The organism is Microcoleus sp. Pol12A5, from assembly GCF_036701435.1.
Classification (GTDB): Bacteria; Cyanobacteriota; Cyanobacteriia; order Cyanobacteriales; family Microcoleaceae; genus Microcoleus.
Genome location: NZ_JAUBQU010000003.1, coordinates 40,232 through 52,513, shown reverse-complemented (window position 1 = coordinate 52,513; position 12,282 = coordinate 40,232). Strand labels below are relative to the sequence as shown.

General features: G+C 45.5%; 13 protein-coding genes. 9 read left to right on the top strand and 4 right to left on the bottom strand.

Annotated features, from left to right (window positions below; translation table 11 throughout):
- The first annotated feature begins 7 nt into the window (after positions 1-7).
- Together QUA45_RS01465 and QUA45_RS01460 are read left to right on the top strand one after the other, a co-directional pair.
- On the top strand, positions 8-982 hold the full coding sequence (locus QUA45_RS01465) for a lipoyl synthase (protein ID WP_333219045.1): 975 nt from the start codon (positions 8-10) through the stop codon (positions 980-982).
- 126 nt (positions 983-1,108) lie between these two features.
- Complete coding sequence (locus QUA45_RS01460) at positions 1,109-1,255, top strand: photosystem I protein PsaX (protein ID WP_333069608.1); 147 nt, start codon at positions 1,109-1,111, stop codon at positions 1,253-1,255.
- A gap of 272 nt (positions 1,256-1,527) precedes the next feature.
- Here the strand turns inward: QUA45_RS01460 and QUA45_RS01455 are convergent, their stop codons facing one another.
- A complete protein-coding gene (locus QUA45_RS01455; protein ID WP_333219043.1) occupies positions 1,528-1,887 on the bottom strand; it encodes a hypothetical protein in 360 nt (119 codons plus the stop codon).
- A 78-nt stretch (positions 1,888-1,965) separates the two neighbouring features.
- Between QUA45_RS01455 and QUA45_RS01450 the strand changes: the two genes are divergently transcribed.
- The gene (locus QUA45_RS01450; protein ID WP_333219041.1) at positions 1,966-2,556 is read left to right on the top strand and encodes a DJ-1/PfpI family protein; all 591 of its coding nucleotides are present in this window, start codon (positions 1,966-1,968) and stop codon (positions 2,554-2,556) included.
- 110 nt (positions 2,557-2,666) lie between these two features.
- On the opposite strand, the gene QUA45_RS01445 is transcribed toward QUA45_RS01450, so the two are convergent.
- Complete coding sequence (locus tag QUA45_RS01445) at positions 2,667-3,557, bottom strand: sugar ABC transporter permease (RefSeq protein ID WP_333097886.1); 891 nt, start codon at positions 3,555-3,557, stop codon at positions 2,667-2,669.
- A gap of 59 nt (positions 3,558-3,616) precedes the next feature.
- Between QUA45_RS01445 and QUA45_RS01440 the strand changes: the two genes are divergently transcribed.
- The 3 genes from QUA45_RS01440 (at position 3,617) to QUA45_RS01430 (ending at position 6,097) form a co-directional block, all read left to right on the top strand.
- A complete protein-coding gene (locus QUA45_RS01440) occupies positions 3,617-4,192 on the top strand; it encodes a GNAT family protein (RefSeq protein WP_333219039.1) in 576 nt (191 codons plus the stop codon).
- Positions 4,193-4,323: 131 nt separating this feature from the next.
- Positions 4,324-4,995 (top strand): phosphoribosylglycinamide formyltransferase, encoded by a 672-nt coding sequence (purN, locus tag QUA45_RS01435; RefSeq protein ID WP_333097890.1) that lies wholly within the window; start codon positions 4,324-4,326, stop codon positions 4,993-4,995.
- Positions 4,988-6,097, top strand: a complete 1,110-nt coding sequence (locus QUA45_RS01430) for a class I SAM-dependent methyltransferase (protein WP_333097892.1) — start codon at positions 4,988-4,990, stop codon at positions 6,095-6,097. The genes purN and QUA45_RS01430 overlap by 8 nt, the downstream gene beginning before the upstream one ends.
- 233 nt (positions 6,098-6,330) lie before the next feature.
- Here QUA45_RS01430 and rlmN read toward each other — a convergent pair whose 3' ends face one another.
- Complete coding sequence (gene rlmN / locus QUA45_RS01425; RefSeq protein ID WP_333219037.1) at positions 6,331-7,446, bottom strand: 23S rRNA (adenine(2503)-C(2))-methyltransferase RlmN; 1,116 nt, start codon at positions 7,444-7,446, stop codon at positions 6,331-6,333.
- Between the two features lie 366 nt (positions 7,447-7,812).
- On the opposite strand from rlmN, the gene lgt reads away from it, so the two are divergent.
- The 3 genes from lgt to QUA45_RS01410 all read left to right on the top strand — a co-directional run bounded on the left by lgt (position 7,813) and on the right by QUA45_RS01410 (position 10,658).
- Positions 7,813-8,706: a prolipoprotein diacylglyceryl transferase gene (lgt, locus tag QUA45_RS01420; protein WP_333097895.1), complete on the top strand. Its 894-nt coding sequence runs from the start codon at positions 7,813-7,815 to the stop codon at positions 8,704-8,706.
- A gap of 120 nt (positions 8,707-8,826) precedes the next feature.
- On the top strand, positions 8,827-9,633 hold the full coding sequence (gene cobM / locus QUA45_RS01415; protein ID WP_333219035.1) for a precorrin-4 C(11)-methyltransferase: 807 nt from the start codon (positions 8,827-8,829) through the stop codon (positions 9,631-9,633).
- 185 nt (positions 9,634-9,818) lie between these two features.
- Positions 9,819-10,658, top strand: a complete 840-nt coding sequence (locus QUA45_RS01410; RefSeq protein ID WP_333097898.1) for a dienelactone hydrolase family protein — start codon at positions 9,819-9,821, stop codon at positions 10,656-10,658.
- A 173-nt stretch (positions 10,659-10,831) separates the two neighbouring features.
- On the opposite strand, the gene QUA45_RS01405 is transcribed toward QUA45_RS01410, so the two are convergent.
- The gene (locus QUA45_RS01405; RefSeq protein ID WP_333097900.1) at positions 10,832-12,031 is read right to left on the bottom strand and encodes a glycosyltransferase family 87 protein; all 1,200 of its coding nucleotides are present in this window, start codon (positions 12,029-12,031) and stop codon (positions 10,832-10,834) included.
- Positions 12,032-12,282: the final 251 nt, after the last annotated feature.

The window sequence follows — 12,282 nt, the reverse complement described above, 5'->3', positions numbered from 1 at the left end:
TAATTATATGTCGCCCCAAATTCCTCAAACTCCTACAGTCAAAGCAGTTGCCGCCAAAATGCGGGGTGAAATCGAGGCGATGCCGGAGTGGTTGCGTAGGCCCGTTGGCAAAGCTAGCGAACTTTCTCAAGTGCAAAAAATTATCAAACAGCGGCAAATTCACACGATTTGTGAGGAGGGGAGATGTCCCAACCGGGGCGAGTGCTACGCGCAAAAAACGGCGACTTTTTTGTTGATGGGGCCGACTTGCACCCGCGCTTGTGCTTTTTGTCAAGTAGATAAAGGCCATTCTCCGATGCCCCTAGACCCGGAGGAACCGCAAAAGGTTGCCCAGGCTGTGCAGTTGTTGGGTTTGCGCTATACGGTGCTGACTTCGGTGGCGCGGGACGATTTGCCGGATGGGGGTGCGGGTTGGTTTGCGAAGACGATCGCCCAAATCCGCATTCTGAACCCGGATACTGAAGTGGAGGTGCTGACACCGGATTTTTGGGGGGGAACGGGTAGGGGCGGTGCCCCCGTGCCCGCCCCCGACGGGGAGAGTTCCGACCTCGATGAGTTGCAGCGAGAGCGGATTCGCACGGTGGTGGAGGCTAAACCGGCTTGTTACAACCACAATATTGAGACGGTGCGGCGGTTGCAAGGGCCGGTGCGGAGGGGGGCCAAGTACGATCGCTCGATCGACGTTCTGCGTATTGTTAAGCAATATGACCCAACTATTCCCACCAAATCCGGTTTGATGTTGGGGCACGGGGAAACCGAAGCCGAGATAGTCGAAGCGATGGCAGATTTGCGGGATGCCAAGTGCGATCGGCTCACCCTCGGTCAATACATGAGACCGTCTCTAGAACACCTCCCAGTGCGTAAATACTGGACGCCGGCCGAATTTGACCGTTTCGGGTCGATCGCCCGGGAGATGGGGTTTGAGCGCGTGCGATCGGGGCCTCTCGTCCGCAGTTCCTACCACGCCGGAGAGAGCGATTGAAATTAATCTAAATTCAACTCGGTATCAACTCCTTGTTACAAAAAATAACTCTAGAGGATTGTGCATAAGTGCGACGCTCTCTGCTATTTGTAAATAGAGTGACATTATCAATTAGGAGCTTTACCTATGCCAGAGATAGCGAAGAACCAATTAAAATCCGAGTCCGTGATGAAAACGGGAAAATTCCCTTACACCTTTCGCGCAGGCTGGTTTCTGTTGCTGTTAGCGATCAATTTTCTGGTTGCAGCCTATTATTTCCATATCATTGAATAGTTCTGCAAGTTAACTTTTAGCAGACCCTGCTGTTCTCGACCTCAACGTCAGAGAATGGGAGAGAAGGAGAGGGGGAGAGGGAAAGAGTTTTGAGTTGGGGAGAATATTACTTCATCCCTCTAACTAATGACTACTGACTACTAAGTTCTTCCCTCGAACTTCTTCCTTCTGACTCTTGAATCCCGATCCAGACTTGGGCTCAATAATTAATCGGTGTATCTGTGTCAAAATCCCTGTCGTGCCTTCCTTCTTCCTTATAACTAATGACTTGTCTAGCGATTTCTCGACGCTTCTAGCTTTGATAACCGCTCTTGAATTTTGATAACATCTTGCTTCGTTTCAATTGCCAAAGTTGCTAAGTTGTCAAACATCGGGTCTCCCGACAGCATTCTAGGATTTGTCCGACCCGAACCGGAAGGAGACGGAGCCCTGTTAACTCTAGAACCTTGATTCTGCAAACTGTAGATTTGTCCTCGGAGTTCAGAAATTTGACGTTCTAATTGAGTAATGCGAAATTCTAATTGAGTTGTGGATTGAGCTGGTGTAAAAATTGGTGTTACAGCAATTGCTAAGGCACAAGCCAGACACAAAAAACTGATTTTTAGGGCGCAATGGCGATTTTTTTTCGGCATAGCTTTAATAATTTAAATTATACCAGTTCTACGATAACAAATCACTGATATTTTTGGACTCTATCAGAAGTATGTCTTATGACAAGTAGGAACGTAGCAATTTTAATGTTCGATGATGTCGAGGTACTGGACTTTGCAGGCCCTTTTGAAGTGTTTTCGGTGGCATCAGAATTAAGTAAGGGCGATCGACCTTTTGCAGTCTCTACCGTAGCCGAACATCCGGGTTCTGTCAGCGCCCGCAACGGTTTGAGCGTAAATCCCGACTGCACCATTTCCGATTGTCCGCCACCGGATATTTTAATTGTACCGGGAGGACAAGGTACGAGAAAGTTAATCGATAATTCAGCAGTTATTAATTGGATAAAAGATTCTGCGCGAACAGCAGAATTAGTGCTTTCTGTCTGTACTGGTTCGCTGCTTTTGGCAAAAGCTGGGTTGTTGGAAGGTTTGGAAGCAACTACACACCATCAGGTATTGGAGTTATTGAGAGAATTAGCTCCCAACACAACTATTATCGAAAATCAACGATTTGTAGATAACGGCAAAATCATCACTTCTGGGGGAATTGCTGCGGGGATTGATATGTCTTTGCACGTTGTTGGCAAACTTTTGGGTACAGCACAAGCTGAACAAACAGCAGAGCACATGGAATATAAAATTGGGAATTGATAATTGGGAATCCAGTTAATTCAGTACATACACAAAACCTCTAAATTTAGGGTGCGCCTCGGCGCACATTACCGCTGTAATTCCCGCACGTGAAACTAGGCATAACCTAATTAAGAATCTTCGCCCCAAACTTTTAGTTGTAAATAAACTAATAGCAAAGCTACAGCCATTAGAAAAGTTGCCGCAGCGGCTGCATAGCCAAAATCAAATTGCGAAAAAGCTTGCTCGTAAATATAATAAACGAGCAAATTAGTAGAGTTCAAAGGACCGCCGCCGGTGATGACGTAAACTTGCTCGAAACTTCGGAGGGTAAAAATAGCAGTAGTGACAGTAGCAAATACTAAAGTCGGTCGCAAACCTGGTAAAGTGATGTACAAAAATTGCTGCCAAGCATTAGCTCCATCCAATTCTGCAGCTTCGTAACGATTTACCGGAATTGCTTGCAATCCTGCTAAAAATACTACCATATTAAAGCCTAATTGTTTCCAAACACTGAGCAGAATTATCACTGGCATTGCCCAAACTGTGCTGCTAAGCCAAGGAATTGGATTTAAGCCGATCGCACTTAGGGCATTATTCACCGGGCCTGCGGTTTGAAACAACCACCGCCAACCCAAGCCAACTGCAACTAAAGAGGTAATCGAAGGAATAAAATAAGCGGTGCGGAGAGCTCCTCGCCAAGCAAACGAGCGATTTAGCAAAACAGCTAAGCCTAATGGAACCACTAAACTGGGAATGACTGTTGCAGTAGTAAAATAGAGCGTATTTTGGAGAATTTGCCAGAAATCCGGGTTTGTGACTAGACGCCAGTAGTTGTTGAAGCCAATCCAACGCACTCCCGACTGGGTAAAGCTGCCGCTGGTAAAGCTGAGGTAAAATAAATAGGCGATCGGCCAAATCAAAAAAGTACCCAGAAACAGCAAAGCTGGGGCCAAGAAAGTCCAAGCTGCGATAGTATCATTATCCAACCAGTTAAAACGCCCAAATTTAATCCGAACCATTGGCTTCTAAATTTTAGCTTTTAGTTTTAAATGGTATCACAATATAGGTCAATTTCCAAATGAACCTTCTAGATATATTAGCTCATTTACCTACTATAGAAACAGAAAGGCTGCTGCTCAGAAAAATAACTTTAAACGATGCTAGCGATATGTTTGAATATGCTTGCAACCCCGAAGTGTCAAAATACACAATGTGGTCAACTCACACATCTATCGAAGATACTAAATACTTTCTCAAGTCAATTACTAAAATGTACAAGAGACGAGAGTTGGTAGATTGGGGAATAGTCCACAAAGCAGATAAAAAGTTTATCGGGACTTGCGGATTTGTGGAATGGAGCATGACGCACAGCCGCGCGGAAATCGGCTACGCACTTTCTAGGAATTATTGGGGCGAAGGATACATGAGCGAGGCTGTCAATGCCGTTATTGAATTCGGTTTTCGGGAGATGTTGCTGAATCGAATTTTGGCTCGATGTGAAGTTAGCAATATTGCTTCAGCTAGGGTGATGGAAAAAGTGGGGATGCAATTGGAAGGGATATTGCGACAGCACATATTTGTGAAAGACAGATATTGGGATCTAAAACTTTATTCGATTCTCAGGGAAGAGTTTTTTGATAATATTGTAGAATAGGAGTGAATCAGTCGGTCTGCAAAAAAAAATAATATACTTAGGACTTCCGCAATATCTCCATGTAGAGTGCGCCGAAGCACACCTTACCCTTTACCTCTATAGTAGAATACGAGTGAATAGTTTTTATCTTTATGACCGCTAATCCAGTATCTGTTAATTCCAATGCCTGCCTGATTTCTCCTGAGATTGGCAAAAGTGGGCTCGATCCGGCCCATCCTCCATTAAAATTAGGAGTTTTAGCATCAGGAAGCGGAAGCAACTTCGAGGTAATTGCCCACGCCATCCAAAATCAACAACTCAACGCTAAAATCCCAGTATTAATTTACAACAACCCCGAAGCCAAAGCCGCAGCCAGAGCAGAAAAATACGGTATTCCCTCGATTCTGCTCAATCACCGCGACTGCAAAAGCCGCGAAGAATTAGATACAAAAATTGTCAAAACTTTTCAAGAATATGATGTAGAATGGGTAGTGATGGCGGGTTGGATGCGAATTGTTACCAAAGTTTTGTTGGATGCTTTTCCCGATCGCGTTATTAACATTCACCCCAGCTTACTGCCGAGTTTTCCAGGAATTCGCGCCGTCGAGCAAGCACTAGCTGCCAAGGTTAAAATCACCGGATGTACGGTGCATATCGCCCGTTTAGAAGTAGACAGCGGGCCGATTTTAATGCAGGCTGCAGTGCCGGTATTGCCTGATGATACCGCAGAAACGCTGCACGCTCGAATTCAGGTACAAGAACACAAGATTATGCTCGGTGCGATCGCACTTATTGCCGAATCTAATCAAAAATATTGTGACTAAAAATCTTACCAGTGCTGCATCTTTCTCGGAATTGCCAGTCAGTGAATCACCCGAAACAGGTCCGCCGCTGACAGACTCCAATCGCCTGAAATTAATTCTCAAAGAAAGGCTCAAAAAGAGCATTGGCATCAAGGGAGAATTCTATCTTCCTTGCTTGCCATCAATGCTAGATGACTATCTTAAATTACTCTCAGACTTGTTAAACATTCTCGGACAAAACATCGACGCTGCCCAAGCGGAAAACTTGCGGACATTAATCGCCAACGCCTTAGCAGAAGGATTCAAAAATTCCCCCCACGCTAATCTAATAGTCTCCTATTTTCCCGCCAATTCCCAAAGCGGTTTAGCCGGTGGCATTACTCTGAATACCAAGATTCAAATCGAATCGATGGCCCAGAAATATCATAGCTGGCCGGATATTCGCCCAGAACCTTTATTCGGCAGCCATCCCGATGCCAAAGTCATCGCCATTGCTGCCGAATTAGGCGAACCGGGAAAAGCACATATTTTAGATGTTGGTGCAGGCCCAGGGCGCAATAGTCTGCCTTTAGCAAGGTTAGGTCATTCCGTGGATGCGATCGAACTAACACCCATATTTGCCGAGAAGCTATCAGCCGCAGCAACCGCCGAAAACTTGCCGATAAATGTCACCCAAGGCGACGTTTTAGATCCATTATTAAGGATGAAAACTTATCGGTACAAATTAGCCATTGCTACCGAAGTTCTCTCTCATTTCCGCTACCCCGAACAAATTCGTCTTTTCCTGGGTAAAATGTCCGATGCTGTTTTAAGCGGCGGGTTTATATTATTCAGTGCTTTCTTAGCTGTAGATGGGTACGAACCAAACGAGATGGCAAAACAAATGTCTGAATTGTGTTGGTCTTATCTGATTACCAGGCAAGAATTGCAAGCAGCAATCGAGGGTTTGCCTTTAGAAATTATTTCTGATGAATCTGTCATTGAATACGAACAGAAACATTTGCCTGACTCGGCTTGGCCACCGACACCTTGGTTTGTCAGTTGGGCTAGCGGGCGCGATTTATTTCCCGTCCAACAAACACCGCCGTTAGAATTGCGGTGGCTACTTGTTAAACGTTTGTGAGTAGTTAGTATGGTGCATCACAAAGTAGTTTATCGATGATTGATAAAATCACGCGGTCTAACTCACATCTTGCACCATTTTCAAGAACAGGCAAGATGCCTGTTCCACAAAGATGGAGTTTTATTGTCGGGAGTAGGGGTTGGGCAGGAGAACCCGCCCGCAAAAGGCTAAGTGAGAAGGGTGCAACATCTTAGGTCTAACGCACCCTACGACAATTTGTAGGGATTAAAAATTCAATTCTCAACCTCGGATGCCCGCAATTGTCCGCAGGCTGCATCTGCTTCTAATCCGCGAGAATAGCGCACGCTAACTGCAATTTTCTTTTCCTTCAAAGTCGCAACGAAACTGTTAATTCGATTGGGAGTAGGTCGCTTATATTCAGCTTCCTGAATCGGATTGTAAGGAATCAAATTGACGTGACACTGAAAACCGCGCAAGTGAGTTGCTAACTCGGCTGCGTGTTCCGGCAAATCATTGACACCTGCTAAAAGTACGTATTCAAAACTCAATCTGCGCCCAGTCGATCGCACATATTCCCGACATTCTGCTATTAACTCACCCAAAGGATAAGGGCGGGCGCTAGGAATTAACTCTTCGCGCAATCTTTGATTGGAAGCGTGGAGGCTGACGGCGAGGGTAACTTGCAGTTGATGTTCGGCTAGTTGGCTGATGCGATTGCGAATTCCTACTGTGGAAATGGTGATGTTTCGCTGTCCAATTCCTACGTCTTGATTCAAACACTTGACAGCAGCTACAACATTATCGAAATTCAGCAGGGGTTCGCCCATTCCCATAAATACGATGTGGCTGACTCGGCGGCCGAAATCTTGCTGTACTGTCAAAACTTGATCGACGATTTCGTGTTTTTCTAAATTGCGCTTGAAACCGCCTTTTCCGGTAGCGCAAAAGTCGCAGCCCATCGCGCAGCCAACTTGGGCTGAGACGCAGACAGTCAGCCGTTTATCGGTGGGAATGCCTACTGTTTCAATGATTTGACCGTCTGCCAATTTTAAGAGATACTTTACCGTGGCGTCTGGTGCGACCGATCGATAATGAATGGTCGATCGCCCGATCGGAATTTTAGCAACAGTCTCGCGCCACTGTTTCGAGAATACAGAAATGTCAGAGATCGATCGCGCACCTTTCTCATAAATCCACTGGTACAACTGCTTCCCGCGATAAGCCGGTTGTCCCTGCTGCTGCACCCACTCCGTTAACTCAGCTAAACTCGCCCCCAGCAAGGGCGGAATTTTACCCGACTCAACAGCCAAAGCAGCAGTCTTGCGAGACTGATTCGCGCCCCTGGAATTACCAGAAGAGTACACCTGAGAAACGGAAGTAGGAGACATAGGTCATCAGAAAATTTAAAGCCATCCTCCATATTAAAACTTCTCGACCAAAGCTGCCGTTAATCCTCCAGAAGGCACTTATGCAGAAAGCAGAAGGCGGAAACTCGATCCCGCTAAATCCCTTAATAAGGGCAAGTTTAAGAATAATCCGGTTCCCCCCTTAAAAAAGGGGGGTTAGGGGGTTCTTATTGTGGACTCACAAAAAAACTCCAGACAGCAATCTGCAAAATCAAGAATCCAGTTAATATTTGGTAAAATTCCCCAAATATTGCGTGTAAATGACCGCAGCCACCTAAAATAAACTCTGGAGTTTGTTAAAGGGTATGCAAAATTTAACTGCTTTCCATCACAATTAATGCAACTTTTATGGTGCTAAATATTCTTGCGCTGCCCTTAGCGTTTCAATTTACATCGCCCGGCCCAATTATCTTTCAACTTGGCGCCGTAGCCATTCGCTGGTACGGGCTGTTGATAGCTTCTGCCGTCTTGATTGGGGTGAGTCTGTCCCAATACTTGGCCCAAAAACGCCGCGTCAACCCGGAATTGCTGGGTGATTTGGCAATTTGGCTGGTTCTGGGCGCTATTCCCTGTGCTCGAATTTATTACGTGGCTTTCGAGTGGCAGCAATACGCCCAGAGGCCAGAGGATATTATTGCGATTTGGAAAGGCGGAATTGCCATTCACGGGGCGATTTTGGGTGGCACGATCGCAGCTTTAATTTTTGCGAAAATCCAGCGAGTTTCTTTTTGGCAATTGGCAGATTTAATCGCACCTTCGGCCATTCTCGGTCAGGCGATCGGACGCTGGGGAAATTTCTTTAACTCCGAAGCTTTTGGCCGTCCTACGGATTTGCCTTGGAAACTCTATATTCCGCCAAACAGCCGCCCGCCCGCCTACGCTAATTTTGAATACTTCCACCCTACATTTCTCTACGAATCCCTGTGGAATTTGACAGTATTTTGGTTGCTTCTGACTTTGTTTTTTCGCGATTTGCAGGGCAAAATTCGCTTGAAAACTGGTGCTTTATTTTTGGTTTATATCGCAGCTTACAGTTCCGGCCGAGTCTGGATTGAAGGGTTGCGGACTGATAGTTTGATGTTCGGGCCGCTGCGGACAGCGCAAATGGTAAGCTTGACTGGGATTGTTTTAGGGTTGGGTGGGTTAACTTGGCTTTATTTGCTCGATCGACCTTTACCTGATGTTGTCTCCCCCAATAGCGATCGGGCAAAAATTACTCAGAAATTGCCAGAAGATCAATAAAAAACCCCAGAGAGGTTAGTCTCTAGGGTTCAAAACCAGGGTGCATCTACCATCTCTTACTTCAAACTAAAATAGATACATCCGGAAGAGTCCGTAAATTTAGCAAATTTTTTAGCAGCAATGAGTTTGACAGAGATTGAAGCCCTAATTCCAGGGGTATACATTGTAGGTGCAGGCCCGGGAGACCCGGATTTGTTGACTGTTAAGGCTCAAAAATTACTGGCTGCAGCCGATGTCATATTATTGGCTGATTCGTTAGTTCCAGAGCAAATTTTGCAGGGGGTGCGCGCGGATGCTGAAGTGATCCAAACTGCGGATAAGACCCTCGAAGAGATTGTACCTTTGATGGTGGAACGAGTGCGCGAGGGGAAAAGCGTCGTCCGCCTCCATTCGGGCGATCCCTGTCTCTACGGGGCCGTCGGCGAACAAATGCAAGCTTTGGCTTCCGAGGGAATTGCTTTTGAGGTAATTCCGGGAATTAGCGCTTTCCAACTTGCCGCAGCTAAACTTAAAATTGAGTTGACAGTTCCCGGAGTTGTGCAGACAATTATTTTGACGCGAATTAGCGGTCGAACAGAAGTACCGGAACGCGAAGAATTGGCGAGTTTAGCGGCTCATCAAGCGAGTTTGTGCCTGTATTTGAGCGCCCGCCATGTCGAACAAGCTCAAGCTAAATTGATGGAACATTACCCCTCGGATTTGCCTGTAGCAATTTGTTATCGGTTGGGCTGGCCGGATGAAAAAATTGTGCTAGTTCCCCTTGACAAAATGGCAGTTGCTACGCGCGAAAATAATTTGATCAGAACGACAATGTACGTTATTAGTCCGGCCTTGGGAAAATCAGGAGAAGGGCGATCGCGCTTGTACCATCCTGAGCACGATCGGCTTTTTAGACCCTCGAAGGAAGTTCGGCAACGGATTTTGTAACGGATGTAACGGATGCCAGGAAGAAGAAAGTTCGGCAACGGATTCGCTTTCTTCGGATGTAACGGATGTAACGGATGTCAGTCCGATGTCCGTCGGGAGAGGGAAGAAGGAGCAATTATGAAATAACCAATTACCAATTTCCAATTCTCAATTGCCCAATCTAAAATCTAAAATCTAAAATCGCCATGACTGATTTAACTCGCAGACAATTTATCACTGTCACCGCATTAAGCGCCGGATTTGCCTTAGCAGTTCATCCTATTGCTGCTGCCGTTATCAATACGGATGCTGCTGGTTTAGTTGCAGGTGAGGTAAAAATTCCTGTAAAAGACGGCTCAATTCCAGCATACAGAGCTATGCCAGCCAGCGGCAGCAATTTTCCAGTAATTTTAGTAATTCAAGAAATCTTCGGAGTTCACGCACACATTCAAGATATTTGCCGCCGTTTTGGCAAATTAGGTTATTTAGCGATCGCCCCAGAAATGTTTGCCCGTGAAGGTGATGTTTCTAAAATTACCGACATCCAAGAAATTATTAGTAAAGTTGTCTCGAAAGTTCCCGACGCTCAAGTTATGTCGGATTTAGATGCTACCGTAGAGTGGGCACAAAAGTCCGGAAAAGGCAATACTAATAAGTTGGGAATTACAGGATTTTGCTGGGGTGGCAGAATTGTTTGGCTGTACTCTTCCCACAACCCCAAAGTCAAAGCTGGCGCTGCTTGGTACGGGCGTTTGGTTGGCAATTCTACGGCTTTAACTCCCAAACAGCCGATCGACATTGCAGCAACTTTGAAAGTGCCTGTATTGGGGCTTTACGGCGGTAAAGACGAGTCAATTCCCAAGGATACAGTCGAGAAAATGCGGGAAGTTCTCAAAACTGGTAGCAGCGGTTCAGAAATTGTGCTTTATCCAGATGCGCCGCACGGTTTTAACGCCGACTATCGCCCCACTTACCGGGAAAAAGAAGCTGAGGATGCTTGGAAACTGATGCAAGATTGGTTTAAGAAGCACGGAGTTGCACAATAGTTTTGAGATTTCTTCGTTCTTCGCACCCCTTCGCCTTTCGATGAGTTTTGAAGTTCATAAACCCGGTTTATTCGTAGATATTTAGTCGCCCAACCAGGATGTTTTCGTATAAACCGGGTTTATGAGGCAAGCACCTCTTATGATAATTTCTGCCCCTGGCAACTCTGCGAAAATCAAGCCATTTCTTGCTGAAATTCTTGACGAGATTTAGCTTTCATGCTGAATGCAAGAACACCAACTACCAGCATCAAAACAACAATTGTTCTCCAGTGAATCAAAAAAGGCAGACCCGCTGCTAAAAATATACGTCTCGGAAAAAAGAGCAGAAAAACTAAAGCAATACTGGTGAGCAAAGCATTGCGGTTATTGCTACAGTACAGCCACAGCGAGGTCAGAATCGGGAACAAACCTACATAATCGTAAACGTGAGTATATCCGAGAAATGTGAAGGATATACCCATCAGCACAGCCAAGACATCTTCTCGATTAATTCTATTGCGGAACACCCACAGCAGAACCGCTAAAATGACTGCCACAATCTTGATAGCCGGTATCTTCAAGCCTAAAGAAGCGAAAAGACTTTCCATACCAACTTTATCTTGAAACCCCGGTTGATTGAAAGGCAAAGAGCTATAGCTGTCTTGAATTCCTTGATGCCACGCTGCCAGCATCCCAACGGGCCCGCCGTACAGCACCAATGGGTAAGCGCTCATAATTGTAACTGTTGCGAAGGCTACAGCTAATATTTTCCAGTTCCGTTCTAGCAAAAACCAAATACCCAGCAATAAGCATAGTTGCGGTTTAAAGCTGGCTACACCCAAACAGATTCCTGCTAATACAAATTTTTGCCGTTGGCTGAAGAACCAAGCACCCATTGTCGCAGCAAAAGCGATCAAAGAAGTTTGACCCATCCAGACAACGTGGGCAGTGAATGGGTTGCCGATAATCATCGCACTGATTACCCAAATTCCGAGTTGATTTTCACTATTATTTTGATGTTGGTTGATGGTGCGAACTGTCATCGCAATAATAGCTGCGATTGACAGCAAGTTGAGTAAGACCCAGACGAACTTGGCAACGGAGTAATCGAACAGACCGACAAACATACACAATGCGGCTGATGGAGGAGGATAAAAGAAAGCGGCATTTTCTAGACCGTCAATTTCCTTTATTCCTGCTACACTTTGAACGAGGAAATCGTGGTTGTAGGGATTTAAACCCTTAAGCCAAGCACGTCCAGCAGCGTAAAGGACGCCACCATCAGCATTGAGTTGACCGTCTCTGCCAATCCCTATTATGCCGAAACAAATTAGAGATAATATACTGACGGCTACAAGACCTAAACCAAAGTTCCGCTTAAACGATTCTGTCATCGAATTATCTCCGATTTTACTAACGAATTGAGGGGCTACTTTGAGATTGCAATATTAATGGCTAAAGTTTTAACACAGCATATAGTTAGTTGCAAACAAATCCGAGCAACTTAATTTAAGTTAATAAAAATAAATGTTGGGGGAAGCAGAAGATTTGGTATCGAAAAAAACAATATTGGCAATCTCAACAGTTTCGGTATCGGGATCGCCCTTAAGACAGTTGGGTTTGTGGGCCCGACATTGGTAAACTG